General features: G+C 60.2%; 21 protein-coding genes. 5 read left to right on the top strand and 16 right to left on the bottom strand.

Annotated elements, in window-relative coordinates; translation table 11 throughout:
- Positions 1-66 precede the first annotated feature (66 nt).
- Complete coding sequence (locus tag F7R06_RS28430) at positions 67-1011, top strand: alpha/beta hydrolase (RefSeq protein WP_090324706.1); 945 nt, start codon at positions 67-69, stop codon at positions 1009-1011.
- Between the two features lie 42 nt (positions 1012-1053).
- The gene (locus F7R06_RS28425) at positions 1054-1524 is read left to right on the top strand and encodes a MaoC family dehydratase (protein ID WP_090324707.1); all 471 of its coding nucleotides are present in this window, start codon (positions 1054-1056) and stop codon (positions 1522-1524) included.
- A 51-nt stretch (positions 1525-1575) separates the two neighbouring features.
- On the opposite strand, the gene F7R06_RS28420 is transcribed toward F7R06_RS28425, so the two are convergent.
- From F7R06_RS28420 to F7R06_RS28405, 4 genes are all read right to left on the bottom strand, one after another.
- Positions 1576-2439: an efflux RND transporter periplasmic adaptor subunit gene (locus F7R06_RS28420; RefSeq protein ID WP_090324709.1), complete on the bottom strand. Its 864-nt coding sequence runs from the start codon at positions 2437-2439 to the stop codon at positions 1576-1578.
- 10 nt (positions 2440-2449) lie between these two features.
- Positions 2450-2656 carry a DUF1656 domain-containing protein gene (locus tag F7R06_RS28415; RefSeq protein ID WP_090324710.1) on the bottom strand — a complete coding sequence of 69 codons (207 nt, stop codon included), beginning with the start codon at positions 2654-2656 and terminating at the stop codon, positions 2450-2452.
- Entirely contained in the window at positions 2643-4631 is a 1989-nt protein-coding gene (locus tag F7R06_RS28410; RefSeq protein ID WP_090324712.1) for an FUSC family protein, read from the bottom strand. Before F7R06_RS28410 ends, F7R06_RS28415 begins: the two co-directional genes overlap by 14 nt.
- A gap of 156 nt (positions 4632-4787) precedes the next feature.
- Complete coding sequence (locus F7R06_RS28405) at positions 4788-5255, bottom strand: ferritin-like domain-containing protein (RefSeq protein ID WP_090324713.1); 468 nt, start codon at positions 5253-5255, stop codon at positions 4788-4790.
- Positions 5256-5459: 204 nt separating this feature from the next.
- On the opposite strand from F7R06_RS28405, the gene F7R06_RS28400 reads away from it, so the two are divergent.
- Entirely contained in the window at positions 5460-5696 is a 237-nt protein-coding gene (locus tag F7R06_RS28400; RefSeq protein ID WP_090324715.1) for a DUF3820 family protein, read from the top strand.
- A 21-nt stretch (positions 5697-5717) separates the two neighbouring features.
- Positions 5718-6899 carry an aminotransferase class V-fold PLP-dependent enzyme gene (locus F7R06_RS28395; RefSeq protein WP_090324716.1) on the top strand — a complete coding sequence of 394 codons (1182 nt, stop codon included), beginning with the start codon at positions 5718-5720 and terminating at the stop codon, positions 6897-6899.
- A gap of 1 nt (position 6900) precedes the next feature.
- Here F7R06_RS28395 and F7R06_RS28390 read toward each other — a convergent pair whose 3' ends face one another.
- The 4 genes from F7R06_RS28390 to zwf form a co-directional block, all read right to left on the bottom strand.
- Entirely contained in the window at positions 6901-7617 is a 717-nt protein-coding gene (locus tag F7R06_RS28390) for an intradiol ring-cleavage dioxygenase (protein ID WP_090324718.1), read from the bottom strand.
- Between the two features lie 196 nt (positions 7618-7813).
- On the bottom strand, positions 7814-8479 hold the full coding sequence (locus tag F7R06_RS28385) for a bifunctional 4-hydroxy-2-oxoglutarate aldolase/2-dehydro-3-deoxy-phosphogluconate aldolase (RefSeq protein ID WP_090324719.1): 666 nt from the start codon (positions 8477-8479) through the stop codon (positions 7814-7816).
- 17 nt (positions 8480-8496) lie between these two features.
- Positions 8497-9210, bottom strand: coding sequence for a 6-phosphogluconolactonase (pgl, locus tag F7R06_RS28380; RefSeq protein ID WP_090324721.1), 714 nt, complete (start codon positions 9208-9210; stop codon positions 8497-8499).
- Positions 9197-10666 (bottom strand): glucose-6-phosphate dehydrogenase, encoded by a 1470-nt coding sequence (gene zwf, locus F7R06_RS28375; protein ID WP_090324722.1) that lies wholly within the window; start codon positions 10664-10666, stop codon positions 9197-9199. Before zwf ends, pgl begins: the two co-directional genes overlap by 14 nt.
- A gap of 229 nt (positions 10667-10895) precedes the next feature.
- Between zwf and F7R06_RS28370 the strand changes: the two genes are divergently transcribed.
- Complete coding sequence (locus tag F7R06_RS28370) at positions 10896-11756, top strand: MurR/RpiR family transcriptional regulator (RefSeq protein ID WP_170948639.1); 861 nt, start codon at positions 10896-10898, stop codon at positions 11754-11756.
- A 73-nt stretch (positions 11757-11829) separates the two neighbouring features.
- On the opposite strand, the gene F7R06_RS28365 is transcribed toward F7R06_RS28370, so the two are convergent.
- The 8 genes from F7R06_RS28365 to F7R06_RS28330 form a co-directional block, all read right to left on the bottom strand.
- Positions 11830-12684: a D-hexose-6-phosphate mutarotase gene (locus F7R06_RS28365; protein WP_090324724.1), complete on the bottom strand. Its 855-nt coding sequence runs from the start codon at positions 12682-12684 to the stop codon at positions 11830-11832.
- A gap of 131 nt (positions 12685-12815) precedes the next feature.
- The gene (locus F7R06_RS28360) at positions 12816-14162 is read right to left on the bottom strand and encodes a carbohydrate porin (RefSeq protein WP_090324725.1); all 1347 of its coding nucleotides are present in this window, start codon (positions 14160-14162) and stop codon (positions 12816-12818) included.
- A gap of 202 nt (positions 14163-14364) precedes the next feature.
- Positions 14365-15525, bottom strand: a complete 1161-nt coding sequence (locus tag F7R06_RS28355; RefSeq protein WP_090324727.1) for an ABC transporter ATP-binding protein — start codon at positions 15523-15525, stop codon at positions 14365-14367.
- Positions 15526-15527: 2 nt separating this feature from the next.
- A complete protein-coding gene (locus tag F7R06_RS28350) occupies positions 15528-16373 on the bottom strand; it encodes a carbohydrate ABC transporter permease (RefSeq protein ID WP_090324728.1) in 846 nt (281 codons plus the stop codon).
- Positions 16366-17274 carry a carbohydrate ABC transporter permease gene (locus tag F7R06_RS28345; RefSeq protein WP_090324730.1) on the bottom strand — a complete coding sequence of 303 codons (909 nt, stop codon included), beginning with the start codon at positions 17272-17274 and terminating at the stop codon, positions 16366-16368. The genes F7R06_RS28350 and F7R06_RS28345 overlap by 8 nt, the downstream gene beginning before the upstream one ends.
- Before the next feature lie 154 nt (positions 17275-17428).
- On the bottom strand, positions 17429-18730 hold the full coding sequence (locus tag F7R06_RS28340; RefSeq protein ID WP_090324731.1) for an ABC transporter substrate-binding protein: 1302 nt from the start codon (positions 18728-18730) through the stop codon (positions 17429-17431).
- Positions 18731-18847: 117 nt separating this feature from the next.
- A complete protein-coding gene (locus F7R06_RS28335) occupies positions 18848-20107 on the bottom strand; it encodes a D-mannose isomerase (protein ID WP_090324733.1) in 1260 nt (419 codons plus the stop codon).
- Positions 20108-20265: 158 nt separating this feature from the next.
- Positions 20266-21693, bottom strand: coding sequence for an ATP-binding protein (locus F7R06_RS28330; RefSeq protein ID WP_390960033.1), 1428 nt, complete (start codon positions 21691-21693; stop codon positions 20266-20268).
- Between the last annotated feature and the right edge of the window lie 10 nt (positions 21694-21703).

Below are 21703 nucleotides of genomic sequence, written 5' to 3'. Positions count from 1 at the left end.
TGCGCTATACAATGCAACCAAGCCGTATCCCTTGCAGCACTGCCGCCTCTATGGAAAGGAACCGCGATGATCCACAACACTTTCTGGCTGACCACCAGCGACCACAGCCGTCTCTTCGTCAACCAGTGGCTACCGGCAGGCAGTCTGAAGGCCGTGATCCTGTTGGCTCACGGCATGGCGGAACACAGCGGCCGCTATGCACGCCTGGCGAAAAAATTCTGCGATCAGGGCTACGGCGTGTATGCACCGGACTTGCGCGGACATGGCAAAACTGCCGAAAGCGGGACCCTCGGTCATTTCGCCGACACCGACGGCTGGGTCAAAGTGGTAGGCGACCTGGCGTGCCTTAACCAGCACATCGGCCAGCAGCATCCCGGCGTGCCGATTGTGCTGCTGGGTCACAGCATGGGCAGCTACATCGCCCAGGGTTATCTGCTGCACCACAGCGCCAGCCTGCACGGGGCGATTCTCAGTGGTTCGAACTTCCAGCCCGCGGCGCTTTATCGCGCAGCGCGTCAAATCGCCCGCTTCGAACGTATGCGCCAAGGCCCCAAGGGCCGCAGCGCGTTGATCGAATGGTTGTCATTCGGCTCGTTCAACAAGAAATTCAACCCGGCGCGCACCCGGTTCGACTGGCTCAGCCGCGATCCGGCGGAAGTCGACCTGTACGCCAACGACCCGCTCTGCGGCTTTCGCTGCACCAATCAACTGTGGATCGATTTGCTCGGCGGGTTGCAGCAAATCAGCAAAGCGTCCAATCTCGCTCAGATCGATCCGGGCCTGCCACTGCTGGTGATCGGCGGCGAATGTGATCCGGTGAGCGAAGGCAAACGTCTGAAAGATCTGGCCAATGCCCTGCGCAAGGCCGGCAGCCAGAGCCTGCAACTGACTATTTACCCGCAGGCGCGACACGAACTGTTCAACGAGAGCAACCGCGATGAAGTGACCGCCGACGTGCTGGCCTGGATCGCCCGGGCCCTGAGCAACCGCCGGCCACCCCGAACCGAATAGCTTTTTTGTGAATTTTTTTATTCGTCACAGGAATTGAGACAGATGACCCAGGTTACCAACACCCCTTACGAAGCCCTCGAAGTCGGCCAGACCGCCAGCTACAGCAAGACCGTCGAAGAGCGCGACATTCAGTTGTTCGCCGCGATGTCGGGCGACCACAATCCGGTACACCTGGACGCCGAATACGCCGCCAGCACCATGTTCAAGGAGCGTATCGCCCACGGCATGTTCAGCGGCGCACTGATCAGTGCGGCAGTGGCTTGCGAGTTGCCTGGGCCGGGCACCATTTACATCGGCCAACAGATGAGCTTCCAGAAGCCGGTTAAGATTGGCGACACCCTGACCGTGCGTCTGGAGATTCTCGAGAAACTGCCGAAGTTTCGCGTACGTATTGCCACTCGCGTGTTCAACCAGCGTGATGAGCTGGTGGTGGATGGCGAAGCGGAGATTCTGGCGCCGCGCAAACAGCAGAGCGTGACCCTGACCGAGTTGCCGGCGATCAGCATCGGTTGATCCACCACTAACCTGAGGCGAGGGAGCAAGCTTCCTCGCCTCAGGCACAATTCAGCGCTCACCTTCCTGCACCTGCACGCTCGCCGTCATCCCGGCACTCAGATTCAGTCCTTCGGGCACCTTGTCCAGCTTGATCCGCACCGGAATCCGTTGCGCCAGCCTGACCCAGTTGAAAGTCGGCTCCACTTCCGCCAGCAATTGACCATCGGGCGTGGTATTGCGATCGGTAATGCCGCGGCTGATGCTTTCCACGTGTCCCTGCAACGCCTCCCCGGCGCTCATCAACCAGACTTTCACCGGATCGCCGACGCGAATCCGCGGCAGCTTGGTTTCTTCGAAATACGCTTGCACATAGAAGGTTGAATCGTCGATCAACGCCATCACCGACTGCCCGGCATTCACGTAATTGCCTTCGGCCAGGCGCAGGTTGGTGATGTGGCCATTGCGCGGCGCGTGGACCTGGCTGCGGGCCAGGTTGATTTCCGCCATCTTGGCTTCAGCCTGGGCTTCACGCAGTTCGCCACGGGCGATGCCAGCGTTGATTTGAGCGTTTTCACGCAGTTCGGCACTGATCGCTTGCGGCCCGAGACTGGCGCGACGGCTGGCTTCGCGCTCACGCAAACTGAGTTGTTGCTGGCGGGTCTGCACCACCGCCTGAGCCTTCTCGAGCGCGGCTTCGAAACGGTCACGGTCGATACTCAACAGCAGATCGCCGGCCTTCACCTGTTGATTGTCATAAGCCTTGAGTTCTCGCACCCAACCCGACACGTCAGGGGAAATCACCACCACATCGGCACGGATTCGCGCATCGCGAGTCCAGGGCGTGAGCATGTAGTACTGCCATAAATGGAACCCGGCAAAAATCGCCACTGCCACCAGACACAGGGTTACTGCGACACGTACGGGGGTACGCATATTCAACTCCTTATAAGGGACCGAGGACGACGGTGATCCCGGTCAATACACAGACGTACAAGGCGCAATCGAAGAGTGCTTCATGCCAGATCCAGCGACTCATCGGGGTCAGCCGCAACAGCAGGCGCAAGGCGCCGGTCACCAGCAGCGCCAGCACCACATAAATCAGAAACGGACTGAGCAGCACGCCGCCCACCGCCCACTCACGCAAGCCCATGAACCTCCTCCTGCTGGCGGCACCAGGCACGCCAGCTGTTTTGCAATTGCAGCACCGCGCCCTGGGCCAGCTTCACCGCGTCGTCAGGGGGCAAGGCATACAGGGTTTGCAACAAGATTTCGCTCGACTCGGCCAACGCCTCGGCGCGACTGCCGGCCGGGCCTTGTTGCAGGACTTTTTCCAGTTGTTCCAGATAACGCTGTTGCGGCGCGCTGACCGGTAACTGCGCCACCGCCAGGCTCAAGCGCAGGTGCAGCAGTTCATCGCCGATGTCCAGGCCCAGCAAGCCATCGTCCCAGCGACTGCGTGCCGGCTCCGGCAGCTCCGGATAATGCCGCGCCAATTGCAGCAAACGATCAGCCATGCGCCCGCCGAACCAGCTCTCGGCGCCGGCCAGATTGCGCCGGGTCAGGCGCACCAGATCATCAAGGGTCGCGGCCAACAGGCGTCGTCCATGCCAGGTCGGATTACGCAGGATCAGCAAATGAAACGCCAGCACCGCCGCCCCCACGCCTATCACCATGGCTTGCGCACTGTTGAAAAACACAGCGACGTCGAAACTCATCTGATTCAACGGTGCCACCAGCACAATGAAGTGCAGGCAGAACGAGGTCGCCGTGGCGCCAATCTGCGGTTTGGCCATGCCCAGCGCCCCGAAAAACAATGGCACGCCCAGGCCCATGCAGAGCATCGCGAAACCGCTCCATTGTGGCAGCAGGATCTGCCCGACGATGAAGGCCGCCGGGATGGCCAGGAAAATCCCGCGCATGAAACTCATGCCGATCTGCGCGCCGTTCTCACGGCTGGCGAACAGGCTGCACACCACACACGTCAGCACTAACGCCCCAGTCGCGGCGGGCCATGCCGTCGCCAGCCAGAAACTCGAAACCACCAGAAAGGCCAGCGCGCTGCGGGCACCGAACACCAGCGCCAGGGACAGGTCACGGTGCGGGGTCAGGGATCGTGGCGGGTCAAGGGTTTCACCGCCCTGCTCCACCGCTTGCAGCGCCATACCGGCCGCCAGCGCGGTGTCCATCAACAAGGTCAGCCGCACCAGGCAATAGCTTTGCGCGGAGCTGATGTGCGGGTCATGGGACGCATCAAGCAAGCGTGGGCGCAAGGCTTGCAACGTCGCGGGATCGCCACTGTTCAGTGCCTCCAGGACTTCGCTCATCCAGGGCAATAATTGCGCCGATTCCTGGGGCTCCAACTGCTTCCACTGACGACGTACCGAACGGGCGATGCGCAGCAGCATCAACAGTTTCTGACTCAGACCACTGATGGCGCGCGCACGTTGCCGGCCGCGACGGCCTTCAAACCAGGCGTGTTCGCGCTGGGCATCTACCGCGACGATTCGGCCAAGGATTTCCAGCAAGCCCTTTCGCGCCTGACCATCGCCGGCCAGGGTCGCGCGCGCGGCGTTGATACCACTTCGCCAGGCCGCACGGGCCTGATCCGCCAGTTGCAGCTCGACCCGCATCGGCCAGAGCAAGGCACTGCTGGCCGTCGCACAGACAATCCCCAGGCAAATTTCCGTGCAGCGCGCCACGGCCTGATCGAATACTGTCAGCGGATGGGCAATGGCCGGCAAGGCAATGATCGCCACCGTGTACCCGGCCAGTACAAATGAATAGGACCAGGCGCTGCGCAACAAGGTCGAACTCGCCGTACACAGCCCGAGCCACAGCGCCAACGCCAACAGGAACAGCCACGGCGCCTGGGCGAAAACGCCCATGAATACCACCGACATGATCGTCCCGACCAATGTGCCCAACAGCCTCGCCAGGCCCTTTTGCAGCACCATGCCGGACAATGGCTGCGCCACGATGAACGCCGTCATCAGCGCCCAGGCCGGTTGCTCAAGTCCCCATCGCAAGGCCAGCCACAGCGCCAGGCCTCCGCCGATCAGGGTCTTGATCGCGAATTGCACAGCGCGGCGGTCAGGCGCAAACAAGGCCTGGAAAGTGATAGGCACGAAATGGACTCTTGAAGGAACGATTTAACGATAGACGGCTTCGGTGAATAACTTGAGAAACAAATTATTAGCTAGCTATCTATATCCCGTCCAGCATTAATTCCAACGCACAAAAAAACGCCAGACTGGCTGGCGTTTTTGACAGCAAACGTACGCTTACGAGCGTGCGCGCGCCTGGTTACGCAGGGCTTTTACCTGATCGTGATTGCGTTGCACGCCGTGATACTGACGCTCAACGAGGTCACGAATGCCCACCAGGTTATGCTTGTTGATTTTCTCCATGGCTTCTCGGTAGGCCTTCAAGGCATGGTCTTCACCACGCTCGGCTTCATTGAGCACCGCTTCTTCGTCTTTGCCGGTGAACATCGACTTCACGTCGACCCAGCGACGGTGCAAGTCGCCGCTGACACTGGTGGAAGTTTCCGGATCGCCGCCCATGGAACGAACCGCATTCTGCAGTTCGGAAGCCGCCGTGGCGCACTCTGCGGCACGCTGCACGAAAAGGGTCTTGAGTTCTGGGTGTTTAATGTCTTCAGCGCAAGTCTTGAACCCTTCCTGACCGTCCTTGCTGGTTTCAATCAGGTCGTTGAGTACAGAAATCGCTTCTTTATTCACGTCGGTCATTTTTCAATTCCTTGCGGTTGGATGAAAGGTGCTATAGGTGTTGCACCTCGCATGCCAGCTTTCGACCGAGCAATTACCCTATGTATTTCAATCAGTTATGAATATCGGCTAAATCTGTATCCGTTTCTTTTGCATGATCTGTCATTTGGCCTGCATGCAGAATGCCTGTATTTTCCAGACTGATTGAATCCAGGCGATTGATAGATGAACCCTGAAAAGCTCGAATTGCTGATGACTCGCCAGATGCCCTTCGGCAAATACAAGGGCCGAATCATTGCCGACCTGCCCGGCCCCTACCTGAACTGGTTTGCCCGGGAAGGATTTCCCCACGGCGAATTGGGCGGTCTGTTGGCCCTGATGCAGGAAATCGATCACAACGGCTTGGCTGAATTGCTCGAACCCTTGCGCGCCAAACATGGCAAACCTGCACCACGTCATTGACATCCACTCTTCGAGTTGCCCATGCCCGATAACACCCGCCGTGCCCGTGATGAATCCTTCTGGCGGACGTTCGCCGACCGCTACGATGTCCAGCCCGGCCCGATCAACCTGGAAAACGGTTACTTCGGACGCATGTCGCGCACGGTGGTCGAGGAATATCAGCGCAACATCGAGCTGATCAACCGCAGTAACTCGGTATACGTACGCCAGCGCTTCGAGGCGAGCGACGGCCTGAAGATCCGTGCACAGGTGGCCGAACTGATTGACGTGCCCGCCGAAGCTGTCGCGCTTACCCGTAATGCCTCGGACGGCTTGCAGTCACTGATCCGCAACTACAATCGCCTGCAACCGGGCGAGCAGGTTTTGATCTGCGATCTGGAGTACGACACGGTCAAGGGCGCCATGCGCTGGCTGGCGCGTCATCGCGGCGTCGAAGTGATCGAGATCGAGCACCGACACCCCGCCAGTTTCGACAGTTTGCTGACCACCTACCGCGATGCTTTCGAGCGTTATCCACGACTCAGGCTGATGGCCCTGACCCACGTCACCCATCGCACCGGTCTGGTGATGCCGGTACAGGCGATTGCCGCCGCAGCCAGGGAACACGGGGTCGACGTGATTCTCGATGGTGCCCATGCATTGGGCCAGTTGGAGTTCGATCTTGAGGAACTGGGCATCGCTTTCGCCGCCTATAACTTGCACAAGTGGGTCGGTGCGCCGCTGACCCTGGGCTTCCTCTACATTGCCCCTGAACGCCTGAGCGATATCGACCCGGACATGGGCGAGATGCATTTCCCGATCACCGATATTCGCGCCCGCACGCCGTACAGCACCCCAAACATCCCCGCATTGCTGACCTTGCCGCTGGTGCTGGAGGAACATTGGGCCATGGGCGGTGCCGCCGCCAAGGGGATGCGGCTCAATTACCTGCGCAACCTGTGGGTTCGAGCAGCGCATGAGCTGCCGGGCATAGACGTGCTGACACCGGATGACCCAAGACTGTATTGCGGCATCACCTCGATGCGCTTCGCCGCACACAACGATCAGCAGCTGATGGTCGAGCAACTGCTCAACGACTACAACCTGTTCACCGTAATGCGCAGCGGCGCGGCCTGCGGTCCCTGCATTCGCATTACGCCGGGCCTGACCACCACCGCTGCCGACATGGCCCAACTGATCACGGCGCTGACCGAGCTGAGTTGACTCACACCGTGAACTTGTCGAAGTCCTCGGGCTTGATCCGGGATGACACCGCGAAGGTATCGATGCCAATGGTCACCTGCCCGAAAAAGCCGTCTTCATTGGAGTCTCGCCCGAGAGTGTGGATGTTCAGGGTCGAGGCTTCGCCGCCCATGTTCTGATAGAAAAAGTCTTGATCGTTACTCAGTGCGGGGATGGCGCGACCGCTGTACTCCCGGGCATTGAGCACCGAGCGCGCGGCGACCTCGGGGAAGTACAACTGACCGACCCACGCGACGTGTCGCTCCTGCAGGTAGTTGTTACCGCTGGTGATGCGAACGGCGACATGGATGTGCAAGGTGCGGCCGGCATAAAACCCCGGACAGATCGTGGTGAACCGGGCGATGCCTTTCTTGTCGGTGAATTGCCCGCCGCGCAGGTAAGTATCGTCGTCGGTTCGCGGGACCGAGCCGATGTCTCCGGCATCGACTTCCACATCCGGGTTGACCTTGCTCCAGCCGGAATACGCCCCCCGTGCATTGCAGTGCCAGATATCCACCAGCGCGTCGGTGACCGGTTGGCCGGTCATGGCGTCGACGATGGCCAGCCGCAACACCAGCGGAATGCCATCGGCACCTTCGCTGATATTGCGTCTGATCAGTTTCGGGTTGCGGAAATAGGGGCCGGCAATCTGTTCCGGGGAAAGCAGGTAAACGGGTGCTGCCGAAGTGTTGTCGTCCATGACGTTCTCTCTTCCATAAGATGAACGCAGGCTAGCACTGGCCAAAACATGTCATGTAGTAACTATGTATCGCATGATGTCCCTGTGGGAGCGAACGTGCTCGCACACCTGTTTTTTTGCGGGCAAAAAAAACGGTGCGCCGACCAAGCGCACCGAAAAGCCGTAGAACACACAACGAGGTGTCAGGTGAAGCGGATCAGTCCAGCAGCGCCAAGGCTTCGGCGGTGCATTCCTGAATGCGGGCCCAGTCGCCGTTCTTGATCCACTCGGGATCAAGCATCCAGCTACCGCCCACGCACATGACGTTTTTCAGCGCCATGTAGCTTTTGATATTGGCCGGGCCGACGCCGCCGGTCGGGCAGAATTTCACTTCGCCGAACGGGCCGCCCAGTGCCTTGATGGCCGCAACACCGCCGCTGACTTCAGCCGGGAACAGCTTGAAGCGGCGATAGCCCAGACCATAGCCTTCCATGATGCCCGAAGCGTTGCTGATGCCCGGCAACAGTGGAATCGGGCTGGCGACGCTGGCTTCCAGCAGATCACGGGTGATGCCCGGCGTCACGATGAACTGCGAACCGGCAGCTTCCGCGGCCGCCAGCATGTGGCGATCGAGCACGGTGCCGGCACCGGTCACCAGTTCCGGACGCTGCTCACGCAGGATCTGGATGGCCTTGAGGCCGAACTGCGAACGCAGGGTCACTTCCAGCGCGGTCAGGCCACCGGCGGCGAGCGCATCGGCCAGCGGCAGAATGTCCTGCTCGCGAGCGATGGTGATCACCGGCAGAATCCGCGCCTTGGCACAGAGGCTGTCGATCAGTTCAACTTTGTCCGCCATGGAAACGGTCGGGGATGGGTTTGTCATAGCGGCTGTTCCTTGGCTCATGGGCACCAGTAAATCTCTAACGTGGGTTGCAAAAACGCGCGAATCGGCAATGCGGCGACATCGTCACCAGCCAGTGCGGTGTTCAGGGTGGTCAGCTTCGACTGACCGGAAATCGACAGCACTTTATGTTTGGCCGAAGCCAGCAGCGCACGACTCATGGTCAGGCGCTGATGCGGCACGGTCGGCGCCAGCATCGGGTAGCAACGACGCGTGCCATCGGCTTTCAAGGCGTCGGCGAGGTTAGGGCTATTGGGGAACAGCGATGCGGTATGACCGTCATCGCCCATGCCCAGCACCAGCACATCGATTGCCGGCAATTCAGCCAGCAAACGGTCGGCCTGTTCAGCCGCCTGTTCAAGGTTGGCAGTGGCGCTGTAAAGGCTCAGGAACTGCGCCTTGGCCGCCGGCCCTTGCAGCAGATACTTCTTCAGCAGGCCGGCATTGCTGTCGGCATGCTCGATCGGTACCCAACGCTCATCCGCCAGGCTGACCACCACGTTTGACCAGTCCAGTGCCTGCTTGGCCAGGTGCTGGAAAAACGCCACCGGGCTGCGCCCCCCGGACACCACCAGTGTTGCGGTGCCCTGGGCGTCGATGGCCTCGCGCAGTTGTTTGGCCACGCCCAGCGCCAGGCCTTCAGCCAGTTGCGCCGGGTTCTTGAACTCACGGGCGCTGACGCCTTGAGGCAGTTTCAAATCAGATATCGCCATACCACGACCTCCCGTCCCGCGTGATCAGAGCAATGGAGCTCATCGGCCCCCAGGACCCGGCCGCGTACGGCTTGGGCGCATCACCGGATTTTTTCCATCCGGCGATCAACTGGTCACACCACTTCCACGCGGCTTCGATTTCATCTTTACGGACAAACAGGTTCTGATTGCCGCGCATCACTTCCAGCAACAACCGCTCGTAGGCATCGGGAATCCGTGCGCTGCGCCAGGTGTCGGAAAAATTCAGCTGCAACGGACCGCTGCGCAGCTGCATGCCCTTGTCCAGGCCTTGTTCTTTGGTCATGACACGCAAGGAAATGCCTTCGTCCGGTTGCAGGCGGATAATCAGCTTGTTGCTGATTTGCAGGCGTTGCTCGGGAGCGAAGATGTAATGCGACGGTTCCTTGAAGTGGATGACGATCTGCGAGAGCTTCTGCGGCATGCGCTTGCCGGTACGCAAGTAGAACGGCACGCCGGCCCAGCGCCAGTTGCGGATGTCGGCACGCAGGGCGACGAAGGTTTCGGTGTCGCTCTGGGTGTTGGAATTGGGTTCTTCCAGGTAACCCGGCACCGGTTTGCCTTCGCTGTAGCCGGCGATGTACTGGCCGCGCACCACTTGAGTGGTCAGGCCTTCCGGGCTGATCGGCGCCAGCGCCTTGAGGACTTTGACTTTCTCGTCGCGGATGCTGTCGGCGGACAGGTCGGCCGGCGGATCCATGGCGATCAGGCAGAGCAGTTGCAGCAGGTGATTCTGAATCATGTCCCGCAGCTGACCGGCCTTGTCGAAGTAACCCCAGCGGCCTTCGATCCCGACCTTCTCGGCCACGGTGATTTCCACGTGGGAGATGTAGTTCTGGTTCCACTGGGTTTCGAACAGGCTGTTGGCGAAACGCAGGGCGATCAGGTTCTGGACCGTTTCCTTGCCCAGGTAGTGGTCGATGCGATAAGTGCGGTTTTCCGGGAAGAACTGGGCTACGGCATCGTTGACCTTGCGCGAGGATTCCAGGTCCGAGCCGATGGGTTTTTCCAGCACCACGCGGGTGTTTTCCGCCAGGCCAACCTTCGCCAGGTTTTCACAGATCGCGCCATACACCGCTGCCGGCGTGGCGAAATAGGCAATCACCCGCTGTGCGCTGCCGGCCATCTCAGCCAGGGCCACATAGTCTTCGGATTTGAGGAAGTCGACGTGCAGGTAGCTCAGGCGGGCCAGGAAGCGTTCGACCACGGCATCGTCCAGCTCTTTGGCACCGACGTAGCGGCGCAGCTCGGCGGCGATGAACGCCAGGTGCTGCTGTTCGGTGCCCGGCTCACGGGCCAGCGCGATGATCCGCGTGTCCTCGTGCAGGAGGCCCGCACCATCGAGTTGATAAAGGGCAGGAAACAGCTTGCGCAAGGCCAGGTCGCCAAGGGCGCCGAACAAGGCAAAGGTGCACGGTTCAACCGTAATCGAAGGCATGATGTTTGTTCTTTTATCAAGTTAAGCTACAAATACCTTTTTTCAAGGCATCACTCAAGGGAAAATGTAGTAATAACCACAACATTTTCGCAAAATATAGATTCCGAGTGGTGGTCGGTCAGAGCCATCAGTAGGATAGGCCACCGTTATGGGCCACACCAAAGGCCCTTTTTGCATTAGCCGCGCGCTTATCGGCGCCGGTGAATCAAGGAAACTCACTATGGACCGCGTGCGAAATTTACTGGAACAGATCCAGAATCGCCTTGAAGAGCTGAACAAGGCCGAACGCAAAGTCGCCGAGGTGATCCTGCTCAACCCACAGCAGGCCACTCGCTTCAGCATCGCCGCCCTCGCCCAGGCCGCCTCGGTCAGCGAACCGACGGTCAACCGGTTCTGCCGTTCATTCGGCGTCAGCGGTTACCCCGAACTCAAGCTGCAACTGGCCCAAAGCCTGGCCAGTGGCGCGGCGTACGTCAGCCGTGCGGTGGAGGCCGACGATAATCCGGAAGCCTACACCCAGAAAATTTTCGGCAGCGCCATCGCCTCCCTCGACAGTGCCTGCCAGGCCCTCGATCCGAACCTGATCAGCCGCGCCGTCGACCTGCTGATCCAGGCCCGGCAGATCCACTTCTTCGGCCTTGGCGCCTCGGCCCCGGTGGCCCTGGATGCGCAGCACAAGTTCTTTCGTTTCAACCTGGCCGTGACTGCCCATGCCGACGTGCTGATGCAGCGCATGATTGCGTCGGTGGCGCATACCGGCGAGTTGTTCGTGATCATTTCCTACACCGGACGCACCCGCGAACTGGTGGAAGTGGCGCGCATCGCCCGGGAAAACGGCGCGTCGGTACTGGGTTTGACCGCCGAGAACTCGCCGCTGGCCAAGGCCAGTACCCTGAGCCTGAACATTCCGCTGCCGGAAGACACTGACATCTACATGCCGATGACTTCGCGGATCATCCAGCTCACCGTGCTGGACGTGCTCGCCACCGGCATGACCTTGCGCCGTGGCGTGGATTTCCAGCCGCATTTGCGCAAGATCAAAGAGAGTTTGAATGCGAGCCGGTATCCGGTGGGTGACGAGTTTAATTGATCCGAAATCTGCGCTGAACGGTCCTGCCTCATCGCTGGCAAGCCAGCGATGGGCCAGCAGCAACAGCACAAATCTAACCCCCCACCCGCGCCTGCAAGCTCAAATGCGCTCGCTCCCCCGGCTTCAGGCACAGGCTGTCGGTGCCACCACTCGCCGCTTCCACACAGACAAACTCCGACACCTCATTCCAGGTCACGCCAAGCAACGGCCGCGACCCCGGATGCCAGACCACCGTATCGGCCGCATCCCCCGTGTCGATGCACAATGCCCGCTGCCAGGCGTGGTCGTTGAGCTGCAGTTCGCCATTGTGCTGGAACACTCGCTGACAGCCGCCCTCCACGCGTAACTCGCCTTCCTGCTGACATATCTGCCGATTCAATTGGTCATAACCCTGCGCGCCCTCCAGCCCAGACAGCGCTACCTCACCGACATCACCAATACGCCAGTAAGCATGCAAAGCCTGGCTCAGCCGGCACGGCAGGCTGTCCTGATGCTCGGTGCTCAGGCGCAGATCCATGCGCTCGCCGAGGTGCGCGTGCAGGTCCACTTGCCAGTCGCACAATTGAAGTTGCCAGTGCAATCGCACCCCATCGTCATCATGGCTGCTGTCGATCAGTTTCCAGTCGATCAACCGCGCCCAGCCATGGGACGGCCAGGCGTTTTCACTTGGATGACGGCCATACCACGGCCAGCACACCGGTACGCCCCCCCGAATGGCACCGACCTGCGGCCACTTCGCCGCACACCACAGCCATGGCTTCTGACCCTTGGGCTGGAAATGCAGCAACTGCGCGCCCTGACGACTGAACACCGCCTGACACAGCGGATGATCGATCACCAACACGTCGCGCTTCTGATAGCGCTCCCACGCAAACACCGGACGTTCGCGCAAGGATTTGAAGAAGCGTTGTAGTGGATGCTCAAGCATGTGCCACGGTCCTGAAAAACATGGGTGTACTCATACTGCGGCCTACTGGCCAAAGGTCCGCACAAAAAAAAGCGGACAGCCTTGGCTGTCCGCAAAAATGCGCACATGGAGAAGAGCTTATCGCAACAGCGTCAGAACACCGACTGAATTTTCAGGCCGGCCACCAGCGCGTTGTCGACTTCATCCACACCACCCGGGTGTGTGATGTATTGCAGGTTGGGACGCACGGTCAGCCAGTTGGTCACGTGGAAACCGTAGTTGATCTCGTAGTTGTATTCGGTTTCACGAATCGGCGAGAACACCGGATCGTTGTAGTCCGAAACGCCATTGGACGCATTGACCAGCTCTGCGTTTTTCTTCACGTCATCGTTGACATGGATACGGGCGAAACCGATGCCCACATCATCTTTCGGACGCGCGTCGAACGGGCCCTTGTACACAAACATCAGCGACTGGTAGTTGTCGATGAAGTTGGTGTCCTTGTCGTGGAAAGTAGCGTTGGCGGCGATGTTCAGACCGCGAGAAGCATCACCGTTGTGGCTGGTAAGTTGCTGTTGCGCGACGAACCAGTAGCCGTGCTTGCTATCGTGGACGCGATAAGGGTTGCCGGTGGTCGCGGCGTTCTGGCCATTGTCGTCCTCGAGCACGTCGTTGGCCGGGGCGGTACTTTTGTAGTAACCGACACGGTATTCGCCAGGCAGGCTGTTGACCTTCGGCGACCAGACCAGTTCGACCGGCAACACGGTACCCGCCGTACCGCTGCCGCTGAGCTTGAAGCCGTTACCGTGCTCCAGCTGCGACGGGTTCTGGTTGTACGCACCAATCTGAGCGTAGAGCTCGTCATTGATGTTGTACTTCACGCGGATCGCCGCCTGGCTGACCGGCCAGTTGTACCAGATGTTGGTCGCCCAGTTACCCACCTGGGAACCGCAGAACGCCAGGTTCTGGAATTCGCACGGGAAGGTGTTGAAGTCTTCGCCTTCACCGAAGTAACCGGCCTTGACGTCCAGCTTGTTGTCGAAGAATTGATGCTGAATCCACAACTGGGTCAGACGGACCATATGGCCACGACCGTAGACTTCCTGGGAGGAACTCAAGGTGCCGGCACGCGGGTCGCCGATACGGTCATTGGAAATGTTCTCACCGTTACGGTTGGTGAGCTGGATCTTGGCCTGGGTGTTGTCCCAGCCCAGCAGTTTTTGCAGATCCAGCGCGGCCCCCAGGCCAAACTGGTCGGAGTAGCGCGCAGTCTTGTCGTCGTTAAACCCGCCATGCAGGTTGCCGCCGACTTCCCCGACGTAGTCCATCTTGATGTCGATGCCTTGCTCGATCAGCTTGGTACGCTCGCCACCCCAATCGCCCGTCATCCACTTGGAGTCGGAGCTGAACGCTTCATCGGCCATCGCATTACCGGCCAGAACCAGTGCTGCCGCTGCTGACACCTGGCAGATCAACCGGGCCTTGTTCTTCATCTTCATCCCTACATCCTCGTTTTATTGTTATTAACTTTTTGATTAACGCGGTTACAACGGTTGCGACGGATGACAGGCCACCCGTCACGTATCCCCCCTGCAGGAGCGAGCTTGCTCGCGAGAAACCTGAGAACACCGTGGGGTGTCAGGTTTCCGGTGTCATCGTTGACGTCCATCGCGAGCAGGCTCGCTCCTACCGTTTTCTTGTTCAGCGGCCTTTGAATTGCGCGACGTTGGCGGCGTGCGCTTCGGCTTTCGGCAGACCGGCCACCCCCAGGCGCTCCCCGGTCTTGGCATCGAACAGCAGCACTTTCGCCGGATCGAACTGCAGGGTCAGGGTCTCGCCCACGGCCGGAGCGACGTCTGGCGCCAGGCGGCAGCAGACCTTGGTGTCGTTGAGGTTGACGAAGACCAGGGTGTCCGGACCGGTGGGTTCGGTGACTTGGACTTCCGCGCGAATGGTCGGCAGATCGTTGGCTCCGCCGTTCGCCAGAACGATCTGTTCCGGACGCATGCCGAGGATCACTTCACGGTCTTCGAGACCAGCGTCCTGCATGCTCAGCGGCAATTCGCAGCGCGCCTGGCCGCTGTCGAGCAATGCCAGCAGACGACCGTCCTTGCGTTGCAGACGCAGGGGGATGAAGTTCATCGGCGGCGAACCGATGAAGCTCGCCACGAACAGGTTGGCCGGGTTGTTGTAGATGTCTTTCGGCGTGCCGAACTGCTGGATGATGCCGTCCTTCATCACCGCCACTTTGTCGCCCAGGGTCATGGCTTCGATCTGGTCGTGAGTCACGTAGACCGTGGTCGTCTTCAGGCGCTGGTGCATCAGTTTCATTTCGGTGCGCATCTCGACCCGCAGCTTGGCGTCGAGGTTGGACAGCGGTTCGTCGAACAGATAGATCTTCGGACGGCGTGCCAGCGCCCGACCCATCGCCACGCGCTGTTGCTGACCACCGGACAGCTGGCCCGGCTTGCGATTGAGCAGGTGTTCGATCTGCAACAGCTTGGCTACGCGAGCCACTTCCTCATCGATGGCCGACTGGCTCATCTTGCGGATTTTCAGTCCGAACTCGATGTTCTCGCGCACGCTCATGGTCGGGTACAGCGCGTAGGACTGGAACACCATGGCGATGTCGCGATCCTTCGGACTCATGCCGCTGACGTCCTGGTCGCCGATCATGATCGCGCCGCCGGTGATGGTTTCAAGGCCGGCGATGCAGTTCATCAGGGTCGACTTGCCGCAGCCCGACGGGCCGACGAGGATCAGGAACTCACCGTCCTTGATCGACAGTTCGATGTTCTTCAGGGTGTCCGGCAAGCCGGCGCCATAGGTCTTGTTTACGTTGCGAAGTTCGAGCGTAGCCATGATTACCCCTTGACTGCGCCGGCTGTCAGCCCGCGCACGAAATACTTGCCTGCGACCACATAGACCAGCAGGGTCGGCAAACCGGCGATCATCGCCGCCGCCATATCAACGTTATATTCCTTGGCCCCGGTACTGGTGTTGACCAGGTTGTTCAACGCCACCGTGATCGGTTGCGAATCACCGCTGGAGAACACCACCCCGAACAGGAAGTCGTTCCAGATCTGAGTGAACTGCCAGATCAGGCAGACCATGATGATCGGCGTCGACATCGGCAGGATGATCCGGCGAAAGATGGTGAAGAAACCCGCGCCGTCGAGGCGCGCGGCTTTGACCAGCGCATCGGGGATGCTGATGTAGTAGTTACGGAAGAACAGCGTGGTGAACGCCAGGCCGTAGACCACGTGCACGAACACCAGGCCCGTGGTGGTGCTCGCCAGGCCCATCTTGCCGAGGGTGAACGAGGCCGGCAGCAGGACGGTCTGGAACGGCAGGAAGCAGCCGAACAGCAGCAGGCCGAAGAACAACTGCGAACCGCGAAAACGCCACATCGACAACACGTAGCCGTTCAAGGCACCGATGGCCGTGGAGATCAGCACCGCCGGAACGGTGATCTTGATCGAGTTCCAGAAGTAACCGTCAACCGTGGCCCAGGCCTTGACCCAGCCAATGCCGCTGACCACGGTCGGCCAGCTCAACAGGTTGCCGGTGCTGATGTCTTCCGGGGTCTTGAAGCTGGTCAACAGCATGACCACCAGCGGAATCAGGTAGAGCATCACGGCGAGGATCAGCACCGCGTAGATCGCGATGCGACTCAGGCTGATGGAAGGTTTGGCAGCGAGACTAGTCATGACGCTTGGTCCTCAGCTCGGAGTACAGGTAAGGCACGATGATTGCGAGAATCGCACCGAGCATCAGAATCGCACTGGCCGAGCCCATGCCCATCTGGCCGCGACTGAAGGTGAAGGAATACATGAACATCGCAGGCAGATCCGAGGAGTAACCCGGGCCGCCGGCCGTCATCGCCGCCACCAGGTCGAAACTCTTGATCGCGATGTGCGCCAGGATCATCACCGCACTGAAGAACACCGGACGCAGGCTTGGCAGCACCACTTTCCAGTAGATGCGCGGCATGCTTGCGCCATCGATCTGCGCGGCACGGATGATCGATTGATCAACGCCACGCAGGCCGGCAAGGAACATCGCCATGATGAAACCCGAGGCCTGCCACACGGCGGCGATCACCAGGCAATAGACCACGCGATCCGGGTCGATCAGCCAGTCCAGGCGGAAGCCTTCCCAGCCCCAGTCTCGCAACAGTTTGTCCAGGCCCATGCCCGGGTTGAGCAGCCATTTCCATGCGGTACCGGTGACGATCATCGAGAGCGCCATCGGGTACAGGTAAATGGTGCGAATGAAGCCTTCGCGACGAATGCGCTGGTCGAGAAACACCGCCAGCATCACACCGATCACCAGCGTGATGCCGATGAACATGCCGCCGAACAGCGCCAGGTTCTTGCTCGCCACCCACCAGCGGTCGTTGTCGAACAACCGTGCGTATTGCGCCAGGCCCGCCCACTTGTAGTTCGGCAGGAAGGTCGAGGTGGTGAACGACAGAACGAACGTCCACAGGATGTAGCCATAGAAGCCCACCAGAACGATGAACATGCTCGGCGCCAGCACCAGTTTTGGTAGCCAGCGCTGCAATGCATCGAACGGCGAGGCCTTGCTGAACACAGCAACAGAACTCATGGGGAAATCCAGTACGTGGGAATAAAAACTACATGCAGGTCCCCTGTAGGAGCCGGCTTGCCGGCGAAAGCGCTGCGTCAGACGGTGGATGAGTCGGCTGACATGACGCCTTCGCTGGCAAGCCAGCTCCTGCAAGAGCCGGCGTTGCTAACGGTTACTTGGCCGACTGAATCGCCGCGCCCAGTTTCTTGGCCGCATCGGCCGGGTCGGCTTTCGGGTCGTTGATGTAGTTGGTCACTACGTCGAAGAACGCGCCCTGTACCGCCAGCGTGGTCGCCATGTTGTGCGCCATGCTCGGCTGCAGGCCGCCGGACTTGGCGTCAGCCAGGAAGTCCTTGGCGGCGGTCTGGGCGCACGAGTCGAAACCGTACTTGCCCATATCGGCCAGCATGTCGTTGCGCACCGGGATCGAGCCCTTGTTGATGCTGAAGACTTTCTGGAAGTTTTCACCCAGCACGACTTTGGCGATGTCCTGCTGACCGGCAGCCGTGCCCTTGTCTTTCTGCTTGAACACCGCCAGAGAGTCGATGTTGTAGGTGAATGCCTTGTCGGTGCCCGGGAACGCTACGCACTCGTAGTCCTTGCCGGCGACTTTTTTGGCGGCGGTCCACTCGGACTTGGCCCAGTCACCCATGATCTGCATGCCGGCCTTGCCGTTGATGACCTTGGCGGCTTCCAGGTTCCAGTCCTGGCCTTTGCCGTCGGCATCCATGTAGGTCGCGACTTTCTTCAGTTCGGTCAGCGCCTTGACCATTTCCGGACCGGTCAGCGCTTTGTTATCCAGATCGACCAGGGCTTTCTTGTAGCCATCGACACCCATGACCGAAAGCACGACGGCTTCGAATACGGTGCTGTCCTGCCAAGGCTGGCCGCCGTGGGCCAGCGGAATGAAACCGGCGGCCTTGAGCTTGTCGCCAGCGGCGTAGAATTCTTCGAGGGTGGTTGGATTCTTGGTGATACCGGCTTTCTTGAAGACTTCCGGGTTGATCCACAGCCAGTTCACACGGTGGATGTTCACCGGCACGGCCACGTAATCACCGTCGTACTTCACGGTATCGGAGACTTTCTTGTCGAGCAGACCGTCCCACTTTTCTTCTTTGGCAACGTCTTTGAGGACGTCAGTGTCCAGCAGGCCGGTCGAGGCCCATTCCTGGATGTCCGGTCCCTTGATCTGAGCGACGCCTGGCGGGTTACCGGCCACTGCGCGACTTTTCAGAACGGTCATGGCCGTGGCACCGCCACCACCGGCGACTGCGCCGTCCTTCCAGGTGAAGCCGTCTTTTTCGACTTGTGCCTTGAGGACATCGACCGCTGCTTTTTCACCGCCCGACGTCCACCAGTGAACAACTTCCACCGTTCCTTTGGAATCGGCGGCAAGGGCACTGATGGGGAATGCAGCAACAGGGAGTATTGAGGCGAGAGAAATGACAGTAGCGAGGCGAGAAATCGCATTCATCTAGTAGTACCTTTCTTGTTGTTATGCATGCAAGTCTGGTGCTTGCGCTGCATAGGATTTTAAACAGGGGATGTCCCTTCGCAGGTAACGAAGGGACGCGCGAATGTCACCGCATGGTTACATAGAACCGCTCTGGGACAGCTTTGCCAGCGCGCTGGCCATGCTCGGGGCCAGAGGCAGGCGCGGAATCAGCACGGCTTGCCAGGCGTGGTAAAGGTCGGGTTTACCGGCCCAGATATCGGCACTCGGGCGGTTCAGCGGGTCGAGTTCGTGATGCCAGCTGCCATCGCAACGGTCAATGAAATGACTGTCACAGAATTCCCAGAATAGTCGGTACCACTGCTCGTATTGCTCATCACCCGTGCGCATGAGCAGCGCGCTGGCAGCGGCGCTGGCTTCGCAATGGGTCCAGTGCAGGCGATGGCGGACCACCGCGCGATTGTCCCAGTCGAGGGTGTAGACAATGCCGGGCGCGCCATCGACGTCCCAGCCATGACGGCAATTGTGCTCAAAGAGCTTTTCTGCGTCCGTGACCAGCCATCCCGGAGTGAGCATCCCGGCTTGTACCCGCGACGCCTCCAGGTGCAACAGCAACCGCGCCCATTCGAAACCATGGCCCGGCGTGGTGCCGTAGGGACGGAATCCGTCGGCCGGATTGTCGCGGTTGTAGTCGCGTAGCGGCTGCCAGGCGCGGTCGAAATGCTCGACTACAAGGTAATCGTTGGCAGCCGCATGACCATGGATGACGCGCTCGACGATGCGCTGGGCGCGGCACAGCCAGCGGTTGTCGTCGGTGACATCCGCCAGGGCGAGGAAGGCTTCGGTGGCGTGCATGTTGCTGTTGGCGCCGCGATAGGCCTCCTCGCTGCTCCAGTCGCGGTTGAAGGATTCGCGCATGGCGCCCTCCTCCTCGCTCCAGAAATACGTATCGATGATATCGATGGCATCGTCGAGCAAGGCTTGTGCCCCGGGCCGTCGCGCGACCACCGCGGAACTGGCAGCCAGCGCAACAAAAGCGTGCAGGTAGGCGTTTTTGCCGGTGTTGCCGTCACGATGTTCAGCGACCGCGAACCACCCTCCATGAACGGCATCACGCAACGGCCCGCGCAGGGCGTTGATGCCGTGATCCACCACCTCGGCAAACCCCGGCAAGCCCTGGATATGGGCCATGGCGAAGCTGTGGGTCATGCGCGCGGTGTTCATGGTTTCGGCTTGCGCATTGGCCACCAGGTGACCTTTTTCATCGAGGTTACCGAAGCCTTCGGGAAGCTTAGAAGCCTTGGCGAACGCCAACAGGCGCAGGCCTTCGGTGGCGAGCCATTGCTGATGAGCAGGCGAGTTCAGCCAACTGCTGAAGGCCGGTTGGAAGCTGTGCATGGAGGACCTTTTTTGTTGTTATGACTGCTGGGCAGTCTAAACAACGGGCGGTGGCGGGCTTGTAACGAAGGGGGCGAGTTATGTCACCAGGTTGTGACAATAGACACTGAGTGAACACTTGTGGCGAGCGGGCTTGCCCCCTCGCCACAGTGTTGGTGTCAATCCAGCGAGCGGGGTAACTGAAGGGTCACCCGCAAGCCACCTTCACGCAGGTTCTGCAGGCTGACTTCGCCGCCGTGGCTGTGGGCAATGTTGCGCGCAATGCCCAGCCCCAACCCATACCCCTGCTGCTGCCCGGCCAGGCGGAAGTGTGGCTCGAACACCTGCTCCAGCCGTTGTTCCGGAACCCCCGGCCCTTCATCGTCGACATGCAGCACGAACGCACTGTCGTCATCATCGATGTGCAGATGAGCGTTCTGTCCGTACTTCAAGGCGTTGTCGATCAGGTTGCCGATACAGCGCTTGAGCGCCAGCGGCTTGCCCGGATAGGGCGCCAGCGCACGCCCTTGCTGAGTCACGCGACCGTTACCGTTTGGCGCCAGGTACGGCTCCACCAGGCAATCGAGTACGTGATTGAGATCCACCTGTTCGATGTTTTCGTGAATGTCGGTGTCTTTCACACATTGCAATGCGCCTTTGACCAGCAGCTCCAGCTCATCCAGATCGCGGCCGAACTTGGCCTGCAGTTTTTCGTCTTCGAGCAGTTCGACCCGCAGGCGCAGGCGGGTGATCGGCGTACGCAAGTCATGGGAAATCGCGCTGAACAACTGACTGCGCTCAGTCAGGTAACGGCTGATGCGCTCGCGCATGGTGTTGAAGGCACGACCGACCTCCACCACTTCGCTGCCTCCGCCCTCGGCCACAGGTTCGACGTCGGCGCCCAGGGAAAGATCCCGTGCCGCCCGCGCCAGACGCTTGAGTGGCCGGCTCTGCCAATGCACCAACAGGCCGATGAACAGCAGAAGAAAGCCACTGGTGAGGACGATGAACCACACCTGCTGCGATGGCAGGCCCTGTTCTTCAAGACTGGTGTAGGGCTCGGGCAACAGCGAAGCGATGTACAACCACTCGCCGGGGGCCATCTGGATCTGCGTAACCAGCACTGGCGGATTCACCGGCTCCAGGGTCAGCGCGTAATGCGCCCAGGAGCGTGGCAGTTCATCGAGCTTCAGGCCGGCATTGAAGATCCGCAGGTCTTCGGGGCTGACGAAGGTCACCGAAATGTCCGTGTCCTGGCCCAGTGACTGACGCAGCACTTCGTCCACCGCCTTGATCACCGCCGCCTTGCGCGGGGTAACCGGCAACACTTCCATGCCCAGGGGTTTGTCGTTGAGCGTCACCACGAACCGCGTCCCGCCCATGCTGCGCAACTGGTCGAGCACCAGCGGCCGAAACGCCACCGGCAACGAACGGAAGTAACTGACACTGGCGGTCATGGAATGGGCAAGGCTGCGGGCGCTGGTGACCAGGCCCTCAAGCTGGGTGGCGCGCAGTTGCGAAACCCAGATCACGCTCGACAGCGTCTGCGCGAACAGCACCGCCAGCAAGGTCAGCAGCAACATGCGCCCGAGCAGCGAGCGCGGCACCGGCACCTTC

This window comes from Pseudomonas moorei, assembly GCF_008801475.1.
In the GTDB taxonomy this organism is placed as follows: domain Bacteria; phylum Pseudomonadota; class Gammaproteobacteria; order Pseudomonadales; family Pseudomonadaceae; genus Aquipseudomonas; species Aquipseudomonas moorei.
Note: the sequence above shows the minus strand (reverse complement) of the source record. Positions and strands in the feature narration are given on the sequence as shown.